Annotated in this window: 20 protein-coding genes; 12 read left to right on the top strand and 8 right to left on the bottom strand. The window is 70.2% G+C overall.

Features of this window, described 5'->3' with window-relative positions:
• Window positions 1-314: 314 nt before the first annotated feature.
• Window positions 315-2,438, top strand: coding sequence for an AMP-dependent synthetase/ligase (locus CHAN_RS02585; RefSeq protein WP_290291413.1), 2,124 nt, complete (start codon window positions 315-317; stop codon window positions 2,436-2,438).
• Here CHAN_RS02585 and CHAN_RS02580 read toward each other — a convergent pair.
• From CHAN_RS02580 to CHAN_RS02560, 5 genes are read right to left on the bottom strand one after another with little or no spacing between them, the layout of a single operon-like run.
• On the bottom strand, window positions 2,435-3,763 hold the full coding sequence (locus CHAN_RS02580) for a flavin-containing monooxygenase (RefSeq protein WP_290291410.1): 1,329 nt from the start codon (window positions 3,761-3,763) through the stop codon (window positions 2,435-2,437). The two genes, CHAN_RS02585 and CHAN_RS02580, sit on opposite strands and share 4 nt — an antisense overlap.
• An 18-nt stretch (window positions 3,764-3,781) precedes the next feature.
• Complete coding sequence (locus CHAN_RS02575) at window positions 3,782-4,480, bottom strand: TetR/AcrR family transcriptional regulator (protein ID WP_290291408.1); 699 nt, start codon at window positions 4,478-4,480, stop codon at window positions 3,782-3,784.
• A 60-nt stretch (window positions 4,481-4,540) separates the two neighbouring features.
• Window positions 4,541-6,142: a bifunctional phosphoribosylaminoimidazolecarboxamide formyltransferase/IMP cyclohydrolase gene (gene purH, locus CHAN_RS02570; RefSeq protein ID WP_290291407.1), complete on the bottom strand. Its 1,602-nt coding sequence runs from the start codon at window positions 6,140-6,142 to the stop codon at window positions 4,541-4,543.
• Window positions 6,139-6,780: a phosphoribosylglycinamide formyltransferase gene (purN, locus tag CHAN_RS02565; RefSeq protein WP_275042081.1), complete on the bottom strand. Its 642-nt coding sequence runs from the start codon at window positions 6,778-6,780 to the stop codon at window positions 6,139-6,141. The genes purH and purN overlap by 4 nt, the downstream gene beginning before the upstream one ends.
• A 50-nt stretch (window positions 6,781-6,830) precedes the next feature.
• Complete coding sequence (locus tag CHAN_RS02560) at window positions 6,831-8,492, bottom strand: cell division protein PerM (RefSeq protein ID WP_290291403.1); 1,662 nt, start codon at window positions 8,490-8,492, stop codon at window positions 6,831-6,833.
• Window positions 8,493-8,919: 427 nt separating this feature from the next.
• On the opposite strand from CHAN_RS02560, the gene CHAN_RS02555 reads away from it, so the two are divergent.
• Window positions 8,920-9,645, top strand: coding sequence for a M23 family metallopeptidase (locus tag CHAN_RS02555; protein WP_241485357.1), 726 nt, complete (start codon window positions 8,920-8,922; stop codon window positions 9,643-9,645).
• A gap of 129 nt (window positions 9,646-9,774) precedes the next feature.
• Complete coding sequence (locus tag CHAN_RS02550) at window positions 9,775-10,299, top strand: hotdog fold domain-containing protein (protein ID WP_241485358.1); 525 nt, start codon at window positions 9,775-9,777, stop codon at window positions 10,297-10,299.
• Between the two features lie 34 nt (window positions 10,300-10,333).
• Here the strand turns inward: CHAN_RS02550 and pcrA are convergent, their stop codons facing one another.
• On the bottom strand, window positions 10,334-12,751 hold the full coding sequence (gene pcrA, locus CHAN_RS02545; RefSeq protein ID WP_290291393.1) for a DNA helicase PcrA: 2,418 nt from the start codon (window positions 12,749-12,751) through the stop codon (window positions 10,334-10,336).
• A gap of 54 nt (window positions 12,752-12,805) precedes the next feature.
• Between pcrA and CHAN_RS02540 the strand changes: the two genes are divergently transcribed.
• The 3 genes from CHAN_RS02540 (at window position 12,806) to CHAN_RS02530 (ending at window position 16,476) form a co-directional block, all read left to right on the top strand.
• Complete coding sequence (locus CHAN_RS02540; RefSeq protein ID WP_082144304.1) at window positions 12,806-13,114, top strand: chorismate mutase; 309 nt, start codon at window positions 12,806-12,808, stop codon at window positions 13,112-13,114.
• Window positions 13,115-13,165: 51 nt separating this feature from the next.
• Window positions 13,166-14,473: an MFS transporter gene (locus tag CHAN_RS02535; protein WP_290291388.1), complete on the top strand. Its 1,308-nt coding sequence runs from the start codon at window positions 13,166-13,168 to the stop codon at window positions 14,471-14,473.
• Between the two features lie 173 nt (window positions 14,474-14,646).
• Window positions 14,647-16,476 carry a phosphoenolpyruvate carboxykinase (GTP) gene (locus tag CHAN_RS02530; protein WP_290291385.1) on the top strand — a complete coding sequence of 610 codons (1,830 nt, stop codon included), beginning with the start codon at window positions 14,647-14,649 and terminating at the stop codon, window positions 16,474-16,476.
• Between the two features lie 70 nt (window positions 16,477-16,546).
• Here CHAN_RS02530 and CHAN_RS02525 read toward each other — a convergent pair whose 3' ends face one another.
• Complete coding sequence (locus CHAN_RS02525) at window positions 16,547-18,019, bottom strand: NAD-dependent succinate-semialdehyde dehydrogenase (protein ID WP_290291382.1); 1,473 nt, start codon at window positions 18,017-18,019, stop codon at window positions 16,547-16,549.
• A 163-nt stretch (window positions 18,020-18,182) separates the two neighbouring features.
• Here CHAN_RS02525 and CHAN_RS02520 point away from each other — a divergent pair, with 163 nt between their 5' ends.
• Both CHAN_RS02520 and pgi read left to right on the top strand, forming a co-directional pair.
• The gene (locus CHAN_RS02520; RefSeq protein ID WP_290291380.1) at window positions 18,183-20,423 is read left to right on the top strand and encodes an Ig-like domain-containing protein; all 2,241 of its coding nucleotides are present in this window, start codon (window positions 18,183-18,185) and stop codon (window positions 20,421-20,423) included.
• A 130-nt stretch (window positions 20,424-20,553) separates the two neighbouring features.
• On the top strand, window positions 20,554-22,188 hold the full coding sequence (gene pgi / locus CHAN_RS02515; protein ID WP_048740345.1) for a glucose-6-phosphate isomerase: 1,635 nt from the start codon (window positions 20,554-20,556) through the stop codon (window positions 22,186-22,188).
• Between the two features lie 107 nt (window positions 22,189-22,295).
• Here the strand turns inward: pgi and CHAN_RS02510 are convergent, their stop codons facing one another.
• On the bottom strand, window positions 22,296-22,700 hold the full coding sequence (locus CHAN_RS02510) for a YccF domain-containing protein (protein WP_290291377.1): 405 nt from the start codon (window positions 22,698-22,700) through the stop codon (window positions 22,296-22,298).
• Window positions 22,701-22,766: 66 nt separating this feature from the next.
• On the opposite strand from CHAN_RS02510, the gene CHAN_RS02505 reads away from it, so the two are divergent.
• The 4 genes from CHAN_RS02505 to CHAN_RS02490 all read left to right on the top strand — a co-directional run bounded on the left by CHAN_RS02505 (window position 22,767) and on the right by CHAN_RS02490 (window position 25,340).
• Window positions 22,767-23,525, top strand: coding sequence for a 3'(2'),5'-bisphosphate nucleotidase CysQ (locus tag CHAN_RS02505; protein ID WP_290291375.1), 759 nt, complete (start codon window positions 22,767-22,769; stop codon window positions 23,523-23,525).
• 42 nt (window positions 23,526-23,567) lie between these two features.
• A complete protein-coding gene (locus tag CHAN_RS02500; protein WP_290291373.1) occupies window positions 23,568-24,404 on the top strand; it encodes a thymidylate synthase in 837 nt (278 codons plus the stop codon).
• Complete coding sequence (locus CHAN_RS02495; RefSeq protein WP_290291370.1) at window positions 24,404-24,940, top strand: dihydrofolate reductase; 537 nt, start codon at window positions 24,404-24,406, stop codon at window positions 24,938-24,940. Before CHAN_RS02500 ends, CHAN_RS02495 begins: the two co-directional genes overlap by 1 nt.
• Window positions 24,941-25,055: 115 nt before the next feature.
• The gene (locus tag CHAN_RS02490; protein WP_048740352.1) at window positions 25,056-25,340 is read left to right on the top strand and encodes a mycoredoxin; all 285 of its coding nucleotides are present in this window, start codon (window positions 25,056-25,058) and stop codon (window positions 25,338-25,340) included.
• The last annotated feature ends 5 nt before the right edge of the window (window positions 25,341-25,345 follow it).

Genomic DNA, 25,345 nt, shown 5'->3' with positions numbered 1-25,345 from the left:
CGGAAAGCGGGGCGATCACCGGCCCGCATGTGACCTGGAACACCGTTGCGATGCGGCAACCAGCGCCAATGTGCCATTTTTCCGTTAATCGCGATTAACGGAATGGGGGTATCGGCCCCCACCCCCGGCTACGGGGGTAGCCCCGCCGGCCCCGGGAAAAACGCGGGGCGAAAGGACACGACCCGGACACAATGCGAAAAATCTTCCCCACGGAAACAACGCGCGTGCATACGATTGACACCAACGTGATTCACGTCACTCAAAAGTGACGGGGAGGCACTCCCACCACCGAAAACATCCGAGAAAGGTGAACGATGAACAACCCGCAGAACGACCTCAGCCCCCCGCCCGTCAGCACCATCGGCCTGCCGAAGGCGCGGTCCGGCGCCGGCACCGGATGGTCGATCGACGGGTACGCCACGCCCGCCGACGAACCCATCGACCGCGAGGTCCTGGACAACCCGGCCCCCAGCGTCGGCGCGATGGTCCTGCGCCGCGCGGCCGCCACCCCGGATCGCACCGCCTGGCGGTTCCGCGACGCCGACGACGAATGGACCTCCGTCACCTGGGAAGGGTTCCGGCGCATCGTCGAGGAACAGTCGGCGGGGCTCCTCGCCGCGGGCCTGGCCAAAGGCGACGCCGCCGCGCTCATCTCCGGCACCGGCATGCACTGGGTCAACTCGGACATGGCGCTGATGTCCATCGGCGTCAACTCCGTGGCCATCTACCCGACGTCGGTGCCCGGCGACATCGAGTTCATCATCAACGACTCCGGCTCGCGCATGGTCATCGCCGAAGACGGCGGGCAGGTGGCCAAGCTGCTGGACATCCGCGATGCGATCCCGAACGTCGAGCACGTCTACGTCATCGACCCGGGCTGGTCCGCGCAGACGCAGGCCGTCAACGCCCCGGGCGGGCTCACCGCCGAGGACATCCTCGACTGGGTGTCGCCGCTGTCCGACCTGATGGCGCAGGGCCGCGAGCTGCTCGACCACGAGCCCCACGTGGTCCGGCGCGCCATCGACGGCATCACCCCCGACACCATCGCCACCTTCCAGTACACGTCCGGCACCACGGGCAAGCCGAAGGGCGCGATCATCACCCACGGCGCGTGGATGAACAACGTCGCCGCCGTGACGTCGACGCCGAACATCTACGAAACCGACGTCCACTTCCTGTGGCTGCCGCTCGCGCACCTGATGGGGCGGTTCCTGCTGTACGTGTCCATCAACACGGGCATCACCACCGCCATCGACGGGCGCATCGACAAGATCGTGGAGAACCTCCAGGAGATCAAGCCGACCGTCATGGGCGGCGCGCCCCGCATCTTCGAGAAGGCCTACTCCGCCATCCACGCCCAGTTCGAGGGCAACGGAGTCAAGGCCAAGCTGGGCAAGGTCAGCATGCGGCTGGCCATGGAGGCCACCGAGCTGCGGCTGGCCGGCAAGGAGGTGCCGGGGTGGCTGAAATTCCGCCTGGGCATCGCCGACAAGGTCGTGCTGTCGAAGATCCGGGCGGCCCTCGGCGGGAACGTGCGCATGTTCATCTCCGGCTCGGCGCCGATCAACCAGGACATCACCAAGTGGTACCTGTCGGTCGGCATGCCCATCGCCGAAGGGTTCGGCCTCACCGAGGGCTGCATCACCCACATCACGCGGCTGGAGGCCTACCGCATCGGCACCATCGGCTGGCCGTTCCCCGGCGTGGAGGACAGGATCGCCGAGGACGGCGAGCTGCTGCTGAAGAGCCCGTGGAACATGAACGGCTACCACAACCGGGAGGACGCGACCGCCGAGTCGCTGCCCGGCGACGGCTTCCTGCGCACCGGCGACATCGCCCGCAAGGACGACCGCGGCTTCGTCTACATCACGGACCGCAAGAAGTCCCTGTACAAGTCCTCCAACGGCAAGTACATCGCGCCGGCGGCGATCGAGTCGGAATTCAAGGGCCTGTGCCCCCTCGCCATGGAGCTGGTGACCTACGGCGAGGGCAAGAAGTTCATGGTCGGCATGGTCGTGCTCGAGGAAAAGGCCACCCGCGATTGGTGCGAACGCAACGGCGGCGCCCCGGCGACCTTCGCCGAGATGACGCGCGACCCGCGGGTCGTGGCGCTGGTGCAGGCGTCGCTCGGCCGCCTCAACGAGGGCCTCAACTCGTGGGAGCAGGTCAAGCGCTTCCGCATCCTCGACCGCGAGCTCACCGTCGAGGCCGACGAGCTCACGCCGAGCCTGAAGCTGCGCCGCAAGCACGTCCACTCGGAGATGAAGGACATGTTCGAGGAGCTCTACTCGGATCCGCTGCCGAAGGGCTGCCACGACTCCGCGGGCGTGAAGTGGGTCAGCTTCGAGCAGCCGGCGCTGCAGGAGCATCCGGTGCTGGCCGAGGGCTCGGATATCCCGCTGCCCCCGACCCGGCACCGCAGGGGCCGCCGCCCCTAGCCGGCGAGCCCGCCGAGCAGTTCCCGGCGGGCGTCGAGGCCCAGCGCCTCGAGCTCGTCGGCCAGCGCGGCGTGGAGCGCGTGCGAGTCGGCGTACCCGCGGTGGCGCTCCGAGCCGTCCATGTTCAGGCCGCCGCTGAGGTCGACGTCGTTGTCCCGGACGCGACGGGCGAATTCGGCGGCCTTCGCCTCGTCGGAAAGCACCGCGGCGATGAGCCGCGCCTGCTGCCCGATCGCTCCGAACGCCCCCGAGTTCAGCTCGATGAGGCCCGGCGCCCACAGCCCGGGGTGCTCCGGGTGCGCGAAGCCGAGGTACAGCTGCTCCATGGCGTTGGCGCGGGGACCGCCGAACAGGTCGGCGGCGTAGGGCACCGAGTGGTGGAACCCGGTGCACGCCAGCACGAGGTCGTAGCTGCCGCGGGAACCGTCGGCGAAGACCACGTCGTGGCCGTCGAAACGCGACACGTCCCCGCGCACCGAGATGTCCCCGTGCCGCAGGTGGTGGATCAGCTGGTCGTTGAGCAGGGGGTGGGTCTCGAAGATGCGGTGGTCGGGCTTCGGCAGCCCCAGCTTGCGCAGGTCGCCGAAGTGGAGCCGCAGGTACGTCTGCGCCACGGCCTGCATGATCCGCGCGGGCAGCTGCGGCCCGGTCACGGTCCATTCGTCGGACGGGCGGCCGAAGACGTGCTTGGGAATGAACCAGTACCCGCGGCGCATGCTCAGCTCCGCCGACTCGGCGGCCTGGGCGGCGTCGCACGCGATGTCGCAGCCGGAGTTGCCGGCGCCGATGACCAGGACCCGCTTGCCGCGCAGCTCATCGATGCCGCGGTACGTGGCCGAATGGCGGTACTCGCCGGCGAATTCGCCGGGGATGTCGGGGAGGTTCGGGGTGGACAGCGTGCCGGACGCGCAGATGACGTTCGCGTAGCGCTTCGTCTCGGGCTCCCCGTCGCCGCCGAAGGGGCGCATGGTGACGTCGAAGCCGCCGCCCTCCCCCGCCGGCGTGACCGAGGTGACCTCGACGCCGAAGCGGATGCGGTCGGTCAGACCCTCGTCGGACGCGAAATCGCGCAGATAGCGCACGACTTCGGTGCGCGGCGGGTAGTCGGCGACGTCGTCGCGGAAGGGCCGCCCGGGCAGGCAGGACAGGCGCTTCGACGAGATCAGGTGCGCCGATTCGTACATGGGGGTCGTCGGGTTGTCGATGTCCCACAGGCCGCCGACGCCGTCGTGCCGTTCGACGTGGTCGTAGTCGAGCCCGGCCTTCTTCAGCTCCGCGGCGGTGGCCAGCCCCGACGGTCCGGCCCCGATGATCAGAATGTTCATGGGGCGAAGAATATTGCTTTACGACGCTCCGGAATCGCCGTTTTCCGGAATTTCCCCGGTGCTGCGGGGGTGCCCGCCCAGGGCGGCGCGGGCGATGTCGCTGATGTCGCCGATGTCGGGGTCCCCGTCGCTGGGCAGGTCCATGGCGCGGAAGGCCATGTCCATGGCCGCGCGGCGCACCGCGTCGGCGCCGGCCCAGCGGACCACGTGGCGCGACGAGTTGATCAGGCCGGCCGCCAGCTGGACGCGGACTCGGGCCTCCTCCTCGGTCAGGTCCGGGAAGGAGCCGCGCAGGGCATCGACCCACATGGAGATGTACATCCGCTGCAGCGAACGGACCTTCTCCCGCTGCTGCGGCGCGAGGTTGCCGATCTCGCGCTCCTGCACGCGGATGCGGTCGGGCTCGGTGACCGCGAACTCGACGTGGAAGCCCAGCAGCTCCCGCAGCGTGCGGTCGGGGGCCCAGTCCTCGGTGCGTGAACGCTCCATCACCGCGCGGGCGCCGTCGACGAGCCGAACCGAGATGTCGACCAGGATCTGGGCGAGCATGTCGTCCTTGCCGGAGACGTAGCGGTACAGGCCGGGCCCGGAGATCCCCACGACCTGCCCGACGTCTTCGAGCCTGGTGACATGGAATCCGCGGTCGGCGATCATCGCGGCGGCGGCGGCGATGATCTCCGCGTGCCGCCGCTCCCTGAGTTCGGCTCGACGTGACATGCCTTACATACTAAATGCCCGGAGCCGCGTCGGGTGAATAATCAGTAACTTGGCCGGAACTCAGTGCGCGAAGTGGCGCGCCCCCGTCAGGTACATGGTCACGCCCGCCTTCTCGGCGGCCTCGATGACCTCGGCGTCGCGGATGGAGCCGCCCGGCTGGACGACGGCGCGCACGCCGGCCCGGGCCAGCATCTCGAAGCCGTCGGCGAAGGGGAAGAACGCGTCGGAGGCGGCGACCGCGCCACGGGCGCGCTCGTCGTCGCCGGCCAGCGAATTCGCGCGCTCGACGGCGAGCTTCGCGGCGTCGACGCGGTTGACCTGGCCCATGCCCACGCCGACGGTGGCGCCGTCCTTGGCCAGCAGGATCGCGTTGGACTTCACCGCGCGCACCGCGTTCCAGGCGAAGACCAGGTCGGCGAGGGTCTCCTCGTCGGCGGCCTCGCCGGCGGCGAGCGTCCAGTTCGCGGCGACGTCGCCGTCGGCCTGCAGCGCGTCGCGCTCCTGCAGCAGCATGCCGCCGGAAACCTGGCGGTACTCGGTGGCCGAGCCCTGCGGCGCCGGGGCCCGCAGGATGCGGATGTTCTTCTTCTGGCTCAGCACCTCCACCGCGCCGTCCTCGTAGCCCGGGGCGACGATGACCTCGGTGAAGATCTCGGCGACCTGCTTCGCCATCTCGACGGAGACCTCGCGGTTGACGGCGATGACGCCGCCGAAGGCCGACACCGGGTCGCACGCGTGGGCGGCCAGGTGGGCCTTGGCGATCGACTCGTCGGACACGGCGATGCCGCAGGGGTTGGCGTGCTTGATGATGGCCACGCACGGGCGCTCGTGATCCCACGCGGCGCGCCACGCGGCATCGGAGTCGGTGTAGTTGTTGTAGCTCATCTCCTTGCCGTGGAACTGCTCCGCCTGGGCGAGGCCCTCCGGCGCGGCCGGATCGACGTACAGCGCCGCGGCCTGGTGCGGGTTCTCGCCGTAGCGCAGGGTGGCGGAGCGCTCGTAGGTGTGGCCGAACCACTCTGGGAAGGCGGTGTCGGCGTCGGCATCTTCGTCGAGGCGGGAACCCATCCAGGAAGCCACCGCGACGTCGTAGGACGCGGTGTGGCGGAAGGCGTCGACGGCCAGCTCGGTGCGCTCGGCGCGGGTGAAGCCGCCGCCGGCCACGGCCTCGGCGACCTCGCCGTACTTCGCCGGGTCGACGACCACGGCGACGGACGGGTGGTTCTTCGCCGCCGCGCGGACCATCGACGGGCCGCCGATGTCGATCTGCTCGACGCAGTCGTCGAAGCCGGCGCCCGAGGCGACGGTCTCGGTGAAGGGGTACAGGTTCACCACGACCAGCTGGAACGGCTCGACGCCGAGGTCGGACAGCTGCGACAGGTGGTCGTCCTTGCGGGTGTCGGCGAGGATGCCGGCGTGGACGCGCGGGTGGAGCGTCTTCACGCGGCCCTCGAGGCACTCCGGGAACCCGGTGAGCTCCTCGACCGGGGTCACCGGGACGCCGGCGTCGGCGATGCGGGACGCGGTGGAGCCGGTGGACACGATCTGCACGCCGCCGTCGTGGAGGGCGCGGGCGAGATCCTCCAACCCGGTCTTGTCGTAGACGCTGATGAGAGCGCGCTTGATGGGCTTGCGGTCCATGCTGCCGTGATCCTGGGTCATGAAAACTTCGCCTTTCGTCCGTCCCGCGTGATGCCGCGTTCCGAGATGGTGTGGAGAACGTCGACCAACAGCCGACGCTCGACGATCTTGATGCGTTCGTGCAGCGTTTCCACGGAATCGCCGTCCTCGACGGCGACCGGCTCCTGCGCCAGGATCGGCCCCGTGTCCACGCCCGCGTCGACGATGTGCACCGTCGTTCCAGTGACCTTCACCCCGTGCGCCAGCGCATCCGGCACCGCGTGCGCGCCGGGGAACGACGGCAGCAGGGCGGGATGCGTGTTGACGATCCGGTCGGGGAAGGAATCGATGAACCCCTGCCCCAGAATCCGCATGAACCCCGCCGACACCACGAAATCCGGGCGATGCTCGCGCACCGCGGCCAGCAGTTCGGCGTCCCACGCCGCACGGTCGGCGCGGGCGGCGGCGTCGAAGGGCACCAGGAACGACGGGATGCCCGCCGCCTCCGCCCTCTTCAGCGCCTCGCAGTCCTTGTCGGAGCCGACGGCGGCGACGCGGACGCGCGCCGGGTCGAGGGCATCGAGCATCGACTGCAGCAGCGAACCCGTGCCGGAGGCCAGCACGACGATGGTCAAGGGCACCGCAGCGTCTTCGGGCTGGGCGCTGTGGGATTCGGTCACGGCTGAACAGTCTACCCACCCGCGGGAACCGCCCCGATTCCCTCCCCCGGTCAGGAACGCGGAGCGGAGTCCTCCGCCGGTGCGTCTTCGCCGGGGTCGGGCCGGGGTTCGGGGGCGGAGTCGATCGGGCCAGTCGGATCTTGCGCCTCAGTCAATTCGGGCTCGTCGTCCGATGCCGGCTCCGCAGCCTCGTCGGACTCCGCCTCCGCGGACTCCCCCTTCTCGGATTCTTCCGCCTCAGCCTCGTCCGCGGCGTCTTCCTCCGCCCCTGATTCCTCCGCCCCAGCTTCTTCCGACTCGGCTTCCTCCGCACCAGATTCTTCCGCGGGCTCCTCTTCCGGCTCGGGCTGCTGCGCGGGCTCGGGGGCGTCGTCAAGCTCCTGCTCCGGCATGCCGAGCGCGGCGGGCCTCGGCAGGCCCGCGACCATCACCGCGACGACCGCGCCCGGCACCGCGAGCCACACCGACGCCAGGACCCCGGCCAGCCACCAATTCGCGCCCGACCAGCCGTACTGCCCCAGTTCACCGCCCAACAACAGCGCCAGCACCGCGACCAGCGCGCCCGCGATGACGGCGGCGAGCACGACCTCGACGTAGGGGCGGTCCGACTCCTCCCTGCGCAGGTGCCGGTGCACGCACCACACCGCGACGCCCACCGGCACCGCCAGCAGCAGCCCGAACGCCGGGGTCAGATGCGACTGCGGCATCGCCGCCAGCGCCGGCAACGGCGGCAAGGTCCCCGGCGACACCGCGAACAGCCCGGCCTCCGCCGCGCCGACGTTGGCGGGGGCGCCGACGAGGACGCCCGCCGCGGCGAAGGCGACGTTCGGCAGGTACGCCAGCGACAGCAGCAGCAATCCGGCGAGCCCGCCGCCCCCATCGGCGATCGCGAGGGTCTCGCGGACCGCCCCGAGGTGCCACAGCAGCGACACGACCGTCGCCACCGCGCCCACCGCCCACAGCGCGCCCACGTAGGAGGAGGCAAGGCGCAGCGACGCCAGCGGCCACTCCGGAAGCGCCCGGCGGCGCAGCAGAGCCCGCGTCAGGCGCGGTCCCATGCCCGCGACGAGCGCGGCGGCGTGGATGGCCAGCGTCGAGCCGATCGCGGCCGGGAAGAAGGGGGCGTCGATGCGCAGCACCCCGGAGGCGTCCCACAGCATCAGCCAGGCGACGACGGTCAGCACCAGGGGCGAGCCAAGGAACACCGCAGCCATGGTGCGCACGTCCCGGATGCTCACCGGACCGGACACCTCGCGGCGGATGCGCCAGGCGACGGCGGCGAAATACGCCATCGCGGGCAGCGCGGGCACCAGGCCCAGGTCCGTGCCTCCGTACCCGAACGGCCCGAGGTTCAGGAGCATCCACAGCGACGCGATGGTCGCGGGCAGCGGGGTGAAACCGCCGCCGGCGACCGTCACGCCGACGACCGCGACCGAGATGATCAGCAGCAGCGCCACGCCATGCACGCCCGCCGCGGCGAAGGCGAACCTGCGGAGCCGCGCCGCCCGGGCGGTGGCGGCCGCCGGGCGCGGCGTGCCGCCGGCGGGAGCGTCGGGCTCCGCCGTCTCCTGCGCGGGCGCGGGCACCGACGAGATCTCGGCGGGGCGCGCGGCTTCCCGGCGCGGGGACCGGCCCCGCGAGCGGCGGGACGACGGCCCGGTGCGCCGGGTGCCCCGGCCCGGGGTGCGCTTGCGCGGATTGGCGTCACTCACTTCGATGCCGTGCCTTTCCTCCGTGGGCGAATCGTTCGTCTCGGCCCACCCGAGACATCTGCGACGAGACTATCGCGATGCGCGGATCGGGCTCGTGCGGCGCGGCGGGGCGGCGGAAAGGGCCTCGCCCGCGTTACGACGGGGGTAGCGGGGGTGAATTTCCCGCCGGATAACGATAAGAACACGCTGACCAGCGTTACTGGGGAGACACATGTGACAAATGAAGCCCGGTAACCCACTCACGGCGCCGGAAATGAGAGGGACAGGTCACAAATCCCCGGCAATCAGGGAAAACTGCTTGCCCGCGGGTTTTCGTTTCGTTATCGTTACACGCGCTGCATAACGACATGGTTACGTTTTGCGGCCTCGAGGGCAGGACAGAGGCCCCAAGGTAACCGGAACATCACATCGTTTTAAGGGAGTGGACGTGACGCAGACTACGACGCGACGCAAGGGCGGAGCCCATCGCAAGCCGGGCAAGTCCATGAAGAGCCGCATCGCGATGGTCGCGCTGACCTCCTCCGCCGTCTCCGTCTCCGGCGCCGCCGCCACCGCGGCCGCCGCCGATTCCAAGGACGACGGCAAGGACCTCGTCGCCCAGGACGGCGCCCAGGCGCAGATGTCCTCCACCCCGATGGTGCTGTCGGTCCGCGACTTCCGTCCGGCCTCCGACCTGGGCACCCACCTGGCCACGGCGCTGGAGTACAACGACATCCGCGCCGCCGCGGACCGCGCCGCGCGCGCCCCGCAGCTGTCCGTGCCCGCCCTCGGCGCCCTGACCTCCGGCTTCGGCCCGCGCTGGGGCACCATGCACAACGGCATCGACATCGCCAACGTCACCAACACCCCGATCATGTCCATCATGGACGGCACCGTCATCGACTCCGGCCCGGCGCAGGGCTTCGGCCAGTGGATCCGCGTCCTCCACGACGACGGCGCGGTGTCGGTCTACGGCCACCTCGAGACCCTCGGCGTCGCCGTCGGCGAGCGCGTCTCCGCCGGCCAGGTCATCGGCGGCATGGGCAACCGCGGCTTCTCCACGGGCACCCACCTGCACTTCGAGATTCACCCCGACGGCGTCACCCCGGTCGACCCCGTGTCGTGGTTCCTGCAGCGCGGCCTGGACGTCGTCACCGGCGGCATCTCCGCGTAACCCGCACTCCCCGGCTTTCCGGCCGGTCCCGCATCGCGCGGGACCGGCCTTTCGCTTTGCGACGGCCCGGATGCGGCGGATCCCGTGATTTCCGCCCGTGCGCACCATCGCCGGGCTTACGCTGGCGGAATGAACGAAGCGAATCTCCCCGCCACCCGCCCCGCGGCGGGCAAGCCCACCGCGACGCTGGGCATGTGGCAGAAGGCGTCGCGCATCCCGGTGCTGGGCTCGCGCATCTTCTCCGCGGGCGTTTCCCTGCGGGCGCCGTACTTCCGCACCTCCGTCCCCCACCTGCGCTCCATGGAGCCCGGCCGCGCCGTGGCGACGGCCCCGAAGTGGTGGGGCGTGCAGAACCACATCGGCACCTTCCACGCCATCGCCGCCTGCAACCTGGCCGAGTTCGCCATGGGCATGCTCTGCGAGGCGTCCGTGCCGGCGTCCCACCGCTGGGTGCCCAAGGCCATGACCACGAACTACCTGAAGATCTCCAAGGGCGGCCTGACGGCCACCGCCACCGCCGACCTGCCGGACTTCACCGAGATCACTCCGGAGTCCGGGGGCCGCAACCTCGACGTCCGCATCGAGCTCGTGGACTCCAAGGGCACGCTCGTCCAGGACGCGGTGATCACCTGCTGGATCACGGCGAAGCGGTAGCCGCCCACCGCCGCAACCTACCGGGACACAACACCTAGAGCTTCTCCATCGGCAGGCCGCCGATCAGCATCAGGCGGACCTTGCCGGCCGAACCGAAGTCGATGGTGGCCGTCGCCCGGGGCCCGACCCCGTCGACCGCCATCACCGTGCCCAGCCCGTACTTGTCGTGGACGACCCTGTCGCCCGCGGCAAGTTGGAGCTGGGTGTTCTTCTTGCGGCCGGCCGACGACGCCGGGGCCGCGGCGGAGCGGCCGAAGCCCGAGCGCGACGACGCCCCGAACCCGGAGCCGGAGCCGCGGCCGAACGCCGCTCCCCCGCCCCACGACGTCGCCGGTTCCTCGCGCAGCCACTCGACCAGCTCGTCGGGGATCTCCCCGAGGAAACGCGACGGCGGGTTGTTCTGCGGCGCGCCCCACGACGACCTCGTCTGCGCCCGCGATACGTACAGGCGCTTGCGGGCGCGGGTCAGGCCGACGTAGGCCAGGCGGCGCTCCTCCGCCAGTTCCTTGGGGTCGCCCATCGCCCGCAGGTGCGGGAACTGCCCATCCTCCCAGCCCGTGACGAACACGACGGGGAACTCCAGGCCCTTGGCGGTGTGCAGCGTCATCAGCGTCACCACCCCGCGATCGTCGTCCGGGATCTGGTCGGCGTCGGCGACCAGCGACACCCGCTCGAGGAAGGCCTGCAGGCTGCCGGGCTCCGGCTGGCCGTCGTCCATGCCGTCGCCGGCTTCCTCCACGCCCTCCCGCAGGGCGGCCTCCGCCGAAAACTCGCGGGCGACCGACACGAGCTCGTTGAGGTTGTCCAGGCGCGTGGCGTCCTGCGGGTCCGACGACCTCTCCAGTTCCGCGCGGTAGCCGGTGCGGTCGAGGATCGCCTCGACCACGTCGCCGATGTCCCCCAGGTCCCCGGTGGACATGTCCGCCGCGATGCCGTCGAGAAGCTCCGCGAAAGCCTTCATCGCGTTGCGCGACCGCGCCGCGACCATGGCGACCTCGCCGCGGCCCGTCGCGCGCAGCGCCGCCCCGAAGGACGTGCCGGTGTCCTCCGCGTGCAGCGCGACGTGGGACTGGGCCTTGTCGCCGATGCCGCGGCGCGGGGTGTTGATGATGCGCCGCATCGAGACGTCGTCGTCCGGATTCGCGATCACCCGCAGGTACGCAACCACGTCGCGGACCTCGCGGCGCTCGTAGAACCGCGTGCCGCCGACGACGGTGTACGGCACGCCCATGCGGATGAACACGTCTTCCAGCGGGCGGGAGGAGTTGTTCGTGCGGTAGAACACCGCCACGTCCGAGTAGGTCGCCTCGCCCCGGTCGACGAGGTCGTCGATCTCGTTGGCGATGAACCGGGCCTCGTCATGCTCGTTGTCGGCGACGTAGCCCTTGATCCGCTCGCCCTCGCCCAGGTCTGTCCACAGTTTCTTCTCGCGCCGGTTCTCGTTGCGCGCGATGAGGGCGTTGGCCGCCGACAGGATCGTCTGCGTGGACCTGTAGTTCTGCTCCAGCAGGATCGACTCGGCCTCCGGGTAGTCCTCCTCGAACTCCTCGATGTTGCGGATCGTCGCCCCGCGGAACGCGTAGATCGACTGGTCCGAATCGCCCACGACGCACAGCTCGCTCGGCGGGACCTCACCGCCCGGCTTGCCCACCAGCGCCGAGACCAGCGCGTACTGCGCGTGGTTGGTGTCCTGGTACTCGTCGACCAGCACGTGGCGGAAACGGCGGCGGTAGTACTCGGCGACCTCCGGGTGCTCGCGGAAGATGCGCACCGTCTCGCCGATCAGGTCGTCGAAGTCCAGCGCGTTCGCCGCCCGCAGCCGCACCTGGTACTCGCGGTACACCCGCGCCACGACCTCGTCGAAGGGATTGCGGGTGACCTCGGCTTCCGACGCCGCCTGCTCGGGCCCGATCAGCTCGTTCTTGAGGTTGGAGATCCGGTTCGACAGGACGCGGCCGGTGAACTTCTTCACGTCCAGGTCCATGTCGCGGGCGATCATCGACAGCAGTCGGCGCGAATCGTCGGCGTCGTAGATGGAGAAGTTCGAGTTCAGCCCCGGCACGAGTGCGTGCTGCATGCGCAGGATGCGCACGCACGTGGAGTGGAAGGTGGCCACCCACATCCGCTGCGCCGCCGGCCCCACCAGCGCCGCGACGCGCTCGCGCATCTCCGCCGCCGCCTTGTTGGTGAAGGTGATGGCCAGGATCTGCCCGGGGTGCACCCCCCGCGCCCCGATGAGGTGCGCGATGCGCCGCGTGAGCACCGCCGTCTTGCCCGACCCGGCGCCGGCGACGATGAGCAGCGGCCGCCCCTCGTGCAGCACCGCGGCCCGCTGCTGGGGGTTGAGCCCCTCCAGAAGGTCGTCGCGCGAGCCGAACGCATCGCGGGAATCGGCGGTCGCGGGGGCGGCGGGATCGGGGGACGGGGCGGCAAAACCGAGCGAATCAACCATGATGGGCCAAGCCTAGCCCAGCCCCCGGATCGCCCATTTGGCAGAATGGAACGCATGAACGACGACCTCATCGCCGCCTTCGACGTCCGCACGCCCACCGGCACGGACGACCCCCTGAGCTCGTCCGAGATCGAGAAATACCGCGAGGAAATCAACCGCCTGGACAAGCTGATCATCGACGCGATCCAGCGCCGCACCGAGGTGAGCAAGGCCGTGGGCAAGACCCGCATGGGGTCCGGCGGCACGCGCCTGGTGCACACCCGCGAGGTGCAGATCATCAACGAGTTCCGCGACGCCCTAGGCCCGGAGGGCCCGGCCATCGCCACCGCGCTGCTGCGCATGGGCCGCGGCCGCCTGGGGTAGCGCGGGCGAAACCCCCGCCCCTTTCCGCCCCGGGTAATTAGCCTGGGGAACATGAGCAGCTTTCGCACGGACCGCGCCACCGTCGCCGCATGGGCGTCGTGGGACTGGGGGTCGGCCGCGTTCAACGCGGTCATGGTGACGTTCATCTACTCCGTCTACCTCACCGAATCGGTGGGCGCGGACATCGGCGGGCCGATCCCGGCGTCGTCGTGGTACGGCTGGGCGATGGCCGCGGCGGGCGTCATCATCGCCGTCGTCGCCCCCGTCCAGGGCCGCCGCGCCGATGCGAAGGGCAAGCGGCGGTGGTCGATGACGATGTGGACGCTCGTGGTCATCGCGCTGATGGCGTCGCTGTTCTTCATCCGCAACGAGCCCGCCTGGTTCTGGCCGGGCATCGCGATCATGGCGGTCGGCGCCGTCGCCTTCGAGTTCGCGGAGGTCTCCTACTTCGCCATGCTCCGGCAGGTGTCCACCCCGGACAACGTCGGCAGGGTGTCCGGCATCGGCTGGTCGGCGGGGTACTTCGGGGGCATCTTCCTGCTCCTGCTCTGCTACGTCGGGTTCATCGCCGGCGAGGGCGGGGCGTTCGGCTTGTCGACGGCCGACGGCATGAACGTCCGCGTGGTCGCGCTGGTCGCCGCCGCGTGGTTCCTGGTGTTCGCGCTGCCGACGTTCTTCCGAGTGCCCGAGATCGCGCCCGACCGGGACATCGACGGCAGCTACGGCGAGTCGTACAAGCGGCTGTTCGGCGAACTGAAGCAGTTGTGGCGGGAGGATCCGCGGTCCATCAAGTTCCTGGTCGCGCAGGCCGTGTTCCGCGACGGCCTGGCCGGCGTGTTCACCTTCGGGGCGATCCTGGCCGTGACCGTCTACGGGCTGTCCCCCGCCGACGTCCTGCTGTTCGGCATCGCCGCCAACGTCGTCTCGGCGCTCGGCGCACTCGGCGCCGGCTTCCTGGATGATTTCATCGGGCCGCGCCCGGTCATCCTGTGGTCGCTGGGCCTGATGGTGGTCACGTCCGTCGCCCTGCTCTTCGTCGACGGCCCCGGGTGGTTCTGGCCGCTGGGCCTGACGCTGTGCCTGTTCGTCGGCCCGGCGCAGTCGGCGGCGCGCTCTTTCCTGGCGCGCATCGCGCCGGAGGGCCGCGAGGGCCAGATGTTCGGCCTCTACGTCACCACCGGCCGCGCGGTGAGCTGGATGGCGCCGGCCGCGTTCGCCGCGCTGGTGGCCGTCTTCGGCACCGACCGGGCGGGCATCGGCGGCATCGCCCTGGTGCTGATCGCGGGCATGATCCTCTTCGCGCTGGTGCCGAAGAACCCCGCCGCCCCCGCCGTTGAGGTCGCGGAAGCGCGGGTGTGACGCCGGCCGGCCGTCGGTTGCGGAACATGCGGCTCGGGTTGCGGACCATGAGCCTCCACCGAGGCAATAACGAACATCACATTACGTAGCAACGTACATTGGGATACGCTCGGGGCGAACGCGCCGCCCGATCCACCCGGGCACCTGCGGCCACCGGTTGAAAGGAATCCCCAATGACGACGACCCGCCCTTCCGCCATCCCCGAGAGCATCACGAGCGCTCCGATACGCGAATTCGTGGAAGAGTGGGCGGCGATCACCGACCCGGACCGGATCGAGCTCATCGGCCCCGAGGACGACGGGCGGCTGATCGGGGAGGCGCTGGCGGACGGGACCCTCCTGCCCGCCGGCGAAGGCCGGTACTACTCGCGCTCCTACGTGAAGGACACGGCCCGCACCGAGGAACGCACGGTCGTGGCGACGGCCGACCCCTCCGACGCGGGCGCCTACAACAACTGGAAGCCGAGCTCGGAGGTCATCGCGACCATCACCGAGCGGATGCGCGGCGCCTCGAAGGGCAAGACCATGTACGTGGTGCCCTACCTGATGGCGGCGCCCGGGGCCCCGCTCGAGCAGTTCGCGGCGGGCGTGGAGCTCACCGACGACCGCAACGTGGTGCTGCAGATGATCCGCATGGCCCGCGTCGGCCTGGAGCATGTGGCGAACCTGGAGGATCCCGACAATTTCGTCCGCGGCGTGCACGTCGTCGGCGACCTGCCGAACCTCGGCCAGGGCACGGATGAGGACCTGCGCCTGTTCGCGACGATCCCCGACCGGCGGATGATCCTCCACTTCGGTTCGGCCTACGGCGGAAACGCGCTGCTGGGCAAGATCGCCCACGGCCTGCGCCTGGCCTCGTCCGACGGCTGGAAGAACGGCTTCCTGGCCGACCAATTCCTGCTGCTGGGCATCACCGACCGCGAGACGGGGAAGAAGTACCACGTCGCCGGCGGGTTCCCGTCGGCGTCGGGCAAGACCAACCTGGCCATGACCCTGGCCCCGGACGGGCTAGGAGACCGCTACCACGTCGAGTTTTACGGCGACGACATCACCTGGATGTGGCGCGACGGGGACGGGCGGCTGCGCGGCATGAACCCCGAGTACGGGGCCTTCGGCATCGCCAAGGACACCAACCGCGATTCGAACCCGACCGCGCTGGAATCGATCGCCCCGGGCACCGGCACCATCTTCACCAACGTCGCCTACAACGAAAAGACCGGGGACGTGTGGTGGGAGGGCCTCACCCCGGAGCCGCCCGCGGACCTCGACGGATGGCTCGACTGGAAGGGCGAGCCGATCGCCGAGCGCGCCGAAGAGGACAAGGGAGCCCCGTGGGCCCACCCGAACTCCCGGTTCACCACGCAGCTGGCGAACCTCCCCAATCTCGCGGAGGAGTACGCCAACCCCGAGGGCGTGATCATCGACGCGATCATCTTCGGCGGACGCACCCGGGACCGCGAGCCCCTGGTCCGCGCGCTGCCCGACTACGTCGAGGGCGTGTACGACGGCCTGACGCTCGGCGCCGAGGCGACCTTCGCCGCCGAGGGCCTGGACGGCAAGCTCCGGTACGACCCCATGTCCATGCGCCCGTTCATGTCCTACGGCGAGGGCGACTACGCCCGCCACTGGCTCGACGTCATCGGGTCGCTGTCGGAGAAGCCCGCCTTCGCCCACGTGAACTGGTTCCAGCGCGATCCGGGGGACGGCCGCTTCCTGTGGCCCGGCTACCGCGAGAACCTCCGGGCTCTGCTGTGGCTCATGCAGTGGAAGGCCGGCGAAGTGGAGGGCAACCCGACCCCGGTCGGCGTCCTGCCCACGGCGGAGGAGCTGGACCTCACCGGCCTGGAGATCGACGCGGACGATCTCCATCGCGTCCTGACCATCGACCGCGACCGGTGGCGGCGGGAGATCGCGTTCAGGTCGGAGCACCTGGCCCAGTTCGATCGGCTGCCGCGGGAAATCACCGACGCCCACGAGCGCCTGGCCAGGGCGCTGTCCGAATAGACGGCACCGCAAAAACGGCACAGTCCGAATGACCCCGCCCCCGGGGTCTGCGTCTCAACCCCGGGGGCGGCTATCCCTCCAGCGAGATCAGCTTGTCCTCGAGGAACTCGTCGATGCCGGTGAAACCGCCCTCGCGCCCGAGCCCCGACTGCTTCACGCCGCCGAACGGTGCCGAGGCGTCGGAAAGCCCGCCCTTGTTCACCGCGACCATGCCGGCCTCGATGGCCTCCGCCGCGCCGAGCGCGCGCGTGAGGTTCTCGCTGAACACGTAGGCCGCCAGGCCGAAGATCGTGTCATTCGCCCGCGCGATGGCCTCCTCGTCGTCGGCGACCTCGGTGACCGCGACGACGGGGCCGAAGATTTCCTCCGCCACGATGTCCGCGTCCAGCGGGAAGCCGGTGAGGACGGTGGGCTCGAAGAAGTAGCCGTCGGCGAGCTCGCCGGGGAGCTCCGGGATGGAGCCGCCGCAGCGCACGGTCGCGCCGCGCTGCACGGCATCGTCGACGAGCCTCGCGACGGTCTCCTGCTGATCCCGCAGGGCCAGGGGGCCGAGATCCGTCCCCTCGTCGGTGCCGCGGCCCAGGGTGAGCTCGCGGAACATCGCGACGACGCCCTCGGTGAACTCCTCCGCCAGCGACTCGTGGACGATGAAGCGGTTCGGCGCGATGCAGACCTGGCCGCCGTTACGCAGCTTCGCCGCCTTGACCGCCTGCACCGCCTTGTCCACGTCGGCGTCCTCCAGCACGACGAACGGGGCATTGCCGCCGAGCTCCAGCGAGACCTTCATTGACGTCTCCATGGCCTTCGCCGCCAGCATCTGCCCGACCTCGGTGGAACCGGTGAACGTGAACTTGCGCAGGCGATCGTCGTCGAGGATGGCCGACACGTTCTTCGCGGAGCCCGTCGGCAGGACCTGCACGACCCCGGCGGGAACGCCCGCCTCCTGCAGCAGCTTGGCCAGGTACAGCATGGTCAGCGGGGTCTTCGACGCGGGCTTGGCGATGATCGTGCACCCCGCCGCCAGCGCCGGCGCGATCTTCCGCGCGCCCATGGCCAGCGGGAAGTTCCACGGGGTGATCGCCAGCGCCGGGCCGACCGGCTGGCGCACCGTGACCACGCGGGAGTTGCCGTCCGGCGAGCGGCGGTAATCGCCGCGCATGCGCACGGCCTCCTCCGAGAACCAACGGAAGAACTCCGCCGCGTACTTCACCTCGGCCCTCGAATCGGGCAGCGCACGGCCCATCTCGAGGGACTGGAGGCGGGTGAGCTCGTCGCCATGCTCGATGATCAGCTCGTAGGCCCGCCGCAGGATCTCGCCGCGCTCGCGCGGCGCCGTCGCCGCCCACTCGGCCTGCGCCCCGCACGCCGCGTCGAGGGCCGCCCGCGCGTCGGCCTCCGTGGCCGAGGCGACCTCGACGAGGACGCGGTCGGTCGCGGGGTCGCGGAGCTCGAACGTGCCGCCGTCGGAGGCGTCGCGGAACTCCCCGCCGAGGAAAAGCCGGGTCGGCGCAGTTGAAGTAATGTCGTTAACTGAGTGTCCCATGACACCCATGGTGCGCGCGGGCGCGGGATTTGTCGACGGAGGGCGGCAACCCCGCGCAAGATTTGAACATTGTTCGACTTTTACGACGGTGATGACGGATCCGTCGCCAACGGGTGCCCCCCGCGAACCGACCCGGATCAGACGATCAGATAAGGACACGAACGTGAAACTCAGGACTCTCCGGCTCCCCGCGGCCGCGACCGCCGCCACGGCGCTCGTCTTCGGGCTGATCAACCTGCCGGGCGCCGCGGCCGCGCCGTCCGCACCAGTGACCGAAACCAAGACAGTCGCAAACCAATGCGTCGAGGACCGCTCGTTGACCTCCACGGGTTCCGGCGCCGATCTGGCCACCGAGAACGTCACGGTCACCTACCCCGAGCAGGTCCATCCCGGCGACGAGTTCACCGTCGAGCTCCAGCCCGGGCAGATGACCGCCGGCGGCAAGCAGCTCGGCCGCATCAAGTACGACTTCGCGCTTCCCTCGGGCGTCGAGATCTCCAACCTGCGCATCGCCGGTGCCGGCACCTCCCTGGACGGCGACCCCGTGGTCCAGCGCGTCAACGAATCCGGCAACCCGGATCCCGCCGGCGCGTTCGCCCGCATCTGGGACGGCGCCAACTCGGTGAACAACGGCGGCAACGAAAACGACTGGTGGAGCGGCGGCGGCAACCTGAAGGTCGGCACGGACCGGACCTTCCGCCTGCCCAAAATCGCCTTCGACGTGACCGCCCCGGACACCGCCGGTTCGACCATCGTCACGGGGCTGCGCGGCGCGGGCGTCCCCGCCGCGATCAAGTCCACCGACAACTCCGTCTCCTTCGTCGCCACCGCGAACGTCACGGACGCGGTGTACTGCAACCCGAACTCCGCCGGCGCCACCCTGACCTCCACCCGCGTCGTCGAGCGCGGCACCGACACGCAGTTCGCCCCCACCTCCACCGACCTGGAGATCACCTCCGGAGACGGCCCCACCACCCTGACCGCCAACGTCACCCACGATGACGGTTCCCCGGTGACCGAGGGCAAGGTCGAGTTCGACTTCGGCGACGGCTCGCCGCGGGCGACCGTGGACGTCGCCGACGGCGTCGCCACCACGACGCACACGTACCCGAAGCTCGACGGCCGCGACCCGGTCACCCACACCGCCACCGCCCGCTACCTGGGAGTCCAGGGCCGCATCAGCCCGTCGGAGGACTCCACCACCGTTAAGGTCAACCCGGTGCCGCGCGAGCGGGTGAAGGCCACCGTCGACCTGACGGCCGACGCGAAGGTCGCCGACGCCGCCGACGGCCAGGTGCCCGTCGAGCTGCGCGCGGCGGTCGGCGCCGAGGACGGCAAGACCCTGCCCGAGGGCGTCGAGGTGGTCTTCCACGAAGGCGACCGGGAGGTCGGCCGGGCGCCGGTGTCCAACGGGGCCGCCACCGTCACCGTGAACGTCCCGGACGAGAAGGCCACCCGGACCTTCCGCGCCGTCGTCGCCGACATGGAGACCGAGACGCAGGAGCTCACCGGCGCCGAGGACACCGTCGACGTCGACATCGCCCCCGTCGCCCGCACCTCCATCTCCGTCGATCTCGACGAGGACGGCGTCCTGGTCGGCAAGAAGGCGACCATCACCGCCAGGTACGCGGCCACCCCGTCCATCCCCGAAGGCGCCGAGGTCATCTTCCGCGCCGACGGCATCCGCATCGGCACCGCCACCGCCGGCCCCGACGGCGTCGCCACCATCGAGCACGCCTTCGACGCCTCCGGCCCGAAGCGCATCACCGCCCTGGTCGAACGGCGCGAGGTCGACGGCCGCGTCTACCCGCGCGCCGAATCGGAGGCCGCGGTGCTCACCGTCGCCGACCCGGGCAGCCGGGACACCGACACCGACCTCACCTACACGCGTCCCGACGTCGACGTCGACGCCGAGGTGCGCACCGGCGACCTGATCCGCTTCATCGCCACGGTCGACGCCCACGGCAGCACCATCCGGGAAGGTGCCACGGTGTCCTTCTTCGACGGAGAGACCTTCCTGGGCACCGCCCCGGTCGACCCCGCGACCGGGAAGGCCACCTTCGACCACCGCTTCGCCGAACGCGGCGAGCACAAGGTCCGCGCCGTGTTCAACGGCCAGGAGAAGAAGGACGAAGAGGGCGTGATCACCGAGGTCCTCGAACCCTCCACCTCCGACCCCGTCACCTTCGACGTCAAGCCGCACGACGTGATCATCGACGAGCCCACCCCGGACCCCGACCCGGAGCCGACCCCGGATCCGCGGCCCGACCCGGGCAGCGGCTCGTCCGGCTCGTCCGGATCCTCCGGCTCGTCGAGCTTCCTCGACGCGATCATCGGCGTACTGGGCAGTCTCGGGATCATCGGCAAGTTCCTGATGTCGCTCTTTGGTCCGGGCAGCTCCTAGCCGCCCGAACCCGCCGCACGCGAGACCGGGCGCGGCGTCGTCAAGCGGGGCCTTCCCGCCCCGCACGACCCGCCAACCGCAACTAGGCTGGACTGGCGTAACCGCCACACCGAAGGAGCTGGAGAAACCCATGACGGACATCACCACCACCCCCCAGTGGGAGGCGCTCGAAGAGCAGCAGAACCGCATCATCGAGCTGGATCTGCGCGGCATGTTCGCGGAGGATCCGCAGCGCGCGGAAAAGCTGACCTTCGACGCCGCGGGCCTGCGGGTCGACCTGTCCAAGAACTTCGTCGATGACGCGGCCCTGTCCGCCCTGCTGGACGTCGCCCGCGCCGCCGACGTGGAAGGCGCCCGCACCCGGATGTTCGCCGGCGAGCACATCAACAACACCGAGGACCGCGCGGTGCTGCACACCGCCCTGCGACTGCCGGTCGACGAGGACCTGGAGGTCGACGGCCAGGACGTCGCCGCCGACGTCCACGACGTCCTGGGCCGCATGCGCGACTTCGCCCGCGCCCTGCGCTCGGGCGACTGGCTGGGGCACACCGGCCGCACCATCAAGACCGTGGTCAACATCGGCATCGGCGGCTCCGACCTGGGCCCGGCGATGGTGACCAAGGCGCTGCGCACCTACGCCACCGCCGGCATCGACGCCCGCTTCGTCTCCAACGTCGACCCGTCCGACCTGTCGGCGGTGCTCGAGGAGGTCGACCCGGAGTCGACGCTGTTCATCGTGGCGTCGAAGACGTTCACCACCCAGGAGACCCTGGCCAACGCGCACGCCGCCCGCCGCTGGCTCATCGAGCGGCTCGGCGACGAGGCCGCGGTGTCCAAGCACTTCGTCGCGGTGTCCACCAACGCGGAGAAGGTCGCCGAGTTCGGCATCGACACGGACAACATGTTCGGCTTCTGGGACTGGGTCGGCGGCCGCTACTCGGTCGACTCGGCGATCGGCCTGTCCATCATGGCCGTCGTCGGCCCGATGGACTTCACGCGCCTGCTCGAGGGCTTCCGCCTGATGGACGAGCACTTCCTGAACACCCCGCTGGAGAAGAACGTGCCGGTCCTGATGGGCCTGCTGGGCCTCTGGTACGGCGAGTTCCTGGGCGCCGACTCCCACGTGGTGCTGCCCTACTCCGAAGATCTGTCGCGCTTCCCGGCGTACCTGCAGCAGCTGACCATGGAGTCCAACGGCAAGTCCGTGCGCCGCGACGGCGAGTGGGTCAACTGCGAGACCGGCGAGATCTACTGGGGTGAGCCGGGCACCAACGGCCAGCACGCCTTCTACCAGCTGCTGCACCAGGGCACGCGGCTGGTGCCGGCGGACTTCATCGGCTTCGCCCGCCCCCGCCAGGACCTGCCGACGGCCGACGGCACCGGTTCGATGCACGACCTGCTGATGTCCAACTTCTTCGCGCAGTCGAAGGTCCTGGCGTTCGGCAAGAACGAGGAGGAGCTGGCCGCCGAGGGCGTGCCCGAGGAGCTCATCCCCCACAAGGTCATGCCGGGCAACCGCCCGTCGACGACGATCCTGGCCGAGGAGCTCACCCCGGCCGCGGTCGGCGCCCTCATCGCGCTCTACGAGCACATCACGTTCGTGCAGGGCGTCATCTGGGACATCAACTCGTTCGACCAGTGGGGCGTCGAGTTGGGCAAGAAGCAGGCCGGCGATCTGCTGCCGGCGGTGACGGGCGAGGCCGAGCCGGATTCCGGCGACGCCTCCACCGACGCCCTGCTGGCCTGGTACCGCGCCAACAGGTAAGCGTTCCCCGCTTTGCGACGGCCCGCCTCCTCGTTCGAGGGGCGGGCCGTTTCGCGTTGCGCGGTGGAAAGTGAGGGGCGCGGGCTACGGCGTGGATCGGACGGGGATCAGAACGGCGAGAAGCCGTTGCGGGCCCGGTCCGCGTCGATGATTTCCTTGCCGAAGGGGAAGCAGGTGACGGGGATCATCTTCAGGTTCGCGATGGCCAGCGGGATGCCGATGATGGTGACCGCCTGGGCGATGGCCGTGGCGACGTGCCCGAGGGCCAGCCACACGCCCGCGATGACGAACCAGATGATGTTCATCACGGCGGAGACGCCGGCCGACCCGCCGGGCTTGTCCACGACCGCCCGGCCGAAGGGCCAGAGGGCGTAGGAGGCCATGCGGAACGAGGCGACGCCCGCGGGGATGGTGACGATGAAGATGCAGGCCACGATGCCCGCCGCGATGTAGCCGAGGGCGAGCCAGATGCCGCCGAAGATGAGCCAGATGATGTTGAGCACGAAGTTCATGGCACCGAGGATATTCGCGTCTGCGGGGCCGGGCGCGGCGGCGGCGCACGACCTATGATCGAAGGCATGTCTGCCTACGTCGATGACGACATCTTGACCCTCCGACTGGCCCTGGGCACGGGCGAAATCCTCAAGGGCGTCCGCAACGTCGGGCTCCTGCGGGGCCGCGTGCTCGGCGACGCCGGCGACGCCCTGTCGCAGGAGTGGATCGCCCGCGTGCTCCAGCAGCATCGCCCGGACGACGCCGTCCTGTCCGAGGAGGCCGCCGACAACCGCGACCGCCTGGACAACTCCCGCGTCTGGATCATCGACCCGCTCGACGGCACCCGCGAGTTCGCCGGGGGCCGCCAGGACTGGGCCGTGCACATCGCCCTGGTCGAGGACGGCGTGCCCATCCACGCCGCCGTCGGCCTGCCGGATCTGGGCCAGGTCTTCCACACCGGCGAGGCGAAGGCCGTCACCGGCCCGATGTCGGGCAAGATCGTGGTCTCCCGCACCCGCCCGCCGGCCGTCGGCCAGTTCGTCGCCGAGAAGCTCGGTCGCGAGATCACCCACATGGGTTCCGCGGGTGCCAAGGCCATGCACGTCCTGCTGGGCGACGCCGACGCGTACATTCACGCCGGCGGCCAGTACGAATGGGACTCCGCCGCGCCGGTGGGCGTGTGCAAGTCCGCGGGGCTGCACGTCTCGCGCCTCGACGGCTCGGAGCCGAAGTACAACCAGGTCGACACCTTCATGCCGGACATGCTGTTCTGCCGCCCGGAGATCGCCGACGACATCCTCGCCGCCGTCGCCGAGTACAAGAAGGAGCACGGCGACTTCTAGTCCGCTCCCGGCCCCCGCGCGCCGCCCGGTACCCTGGGCCGCATGAGCGCGACCACCTCCACTTCCGCCACCGACGGGGCCACCGTGAAGACGCCGTACGAGGATCTCCTCCGCGAGATCCTCGCCGACGGCACCCCGAAGGCCGATCGCACGGGCACCGGCACGCGGTCGCTGTTCGCACGGCAGATCCGCTACGACCTGTCCGAGGGCTTCCCCCTGCTGACCACCAAGAAGGTCCACCTCAAGTCGATCATCTACGAGTTGCTGTGGTTCCTGCGCGGCGATTCGAACGCGAAGTGGCTGCAGGACCGCGGCGTGACCATCTGGGACGAGTGGGCCGGCGAGGACGGCGACCTCGGTCCCGTCTACGGCGTGCAGTGGCGCTCGTGGCCGACGCCGGACGGGCGGCACATCGACCAGATCTCGCGGGCCCTGGAGACCCTGAAGACCAATCCGGATTCCCGCCGCAACATCGTCTCGGCGTGGAACGTCTCGGAGCTGGAGAACATGGCGCTGCCGCCGTGCCACCTGCTGTTCCAGTTCTACGTCGCCGACGGCAAGCTGAGCTGCCAGCTGTACCAGCGCAGCGCGGACATGTTCCTGGGCGTGCCCTTCAACATCGCCTCGTACTCGCTGCTGACGCACATGTTCGCGCAGCAGGCGGGGCTGGAGGTCGGCGAGTTCATCTGGACCGGCGGCGACTGCCACATCTACGACAACCACGTCGAGCAGTGCGAGCTGCAGATCTCCCGCGAGGCGCGCCCCTACCCCACCCTGAAGCTGCGCAAGGCGGATTCCCTGTTCGACTACGACTTCGATGACGTCGAGGTGGTCGGCTACGACCCGCACCCCCCGATCCGCGGCAAGGTGTCGGTCTGATGGCCGGGCACGGGCGGGGCCGTCCGGAGTCGATCCGGATGATGTGGGCGCAGACGTCCGACGGCGTCATCGGCGACGGCAACGCGATGCCGTGGCACATCCCGGAGGACCTGGCGCATTTCAAGGCCACGACGATGGGCGCGCCGGTGATCATGGGCCGCCGCACGTGGGATTCGCTGCAGGAGAGGTTCCGGCCGCTGCCGGGCCGCCGCAACGTCGTGCTGTCCAGGTCGCTGACGCCGGAGGACGTCCCCGGCGCCGAACTCGCGCATTCGCTCGACGCCGCGCTGGACCTGCTCGGCGACGTGCCCGTCGCCTGGATCATCGGCGGCGGCCGCGTGTACCGCGAAGCCCTGCGCATCGCCGACGAGTGCGAGGTCACCGAAGTCGACGGCGCCTTCGAGGTGGACACCCCCGTCCTCGCACCGGAGCTGATCGGCTGGCGGCCGGTGCGCAAGGGCGAGTGGTCGACGTCGGCGAACGGCCCCCGCTTCCGCTTCACGACGTGGCGGCCGCGCCCCGAAGACGACCGCTGACCGGGCGGGCGCGGGCGTCGTCAAGCGGCTGCCCCGCACCCCCGCCCACCGTGATGTCCGCCACGCACCGGGGGCACCCCGGAACATTCGCGGCGCGGGCGCCGTTGCACCCGGCATGAGCAACGAGAAGATCACCCTTCCGAAGACCACCGAAGCCGTGACCATCTACGCCACCAGCTGGTGCCCGTACTGCCGGGCGCTGATCGGCGACCTGAAGAAGCGCGGGGTCCCCTTCGAGGCGTGGGACGTGGAGAAGCACGCCGATCTGGCCTCGTGGGTCGAGTCCGTCAACGGCGGCAACCGCGTCGTGCCCACCGTCCTGTACTCCGACGGCAGCCACGCCACCAACCCGCCGGCCGTCGAGGTCGAGCTGAAGTACTCGGAGCTGTCGAAGAAGTAAGCGCC

Source organism: Corynebacterium hansenii, assembly GCF_030408795.1.
Taxonomy (GTDB): Bacteria; Actinomycetota; Actinomycetes; order Mycobacteriales; family Mycobacteriaceae; genus Corynebacterium; species Corynebacterium hansenii.
Note: the sequence above shows the minus strand (reverse complement) of the source record. Positions and strands in the feature narration are given on the sequence as shown.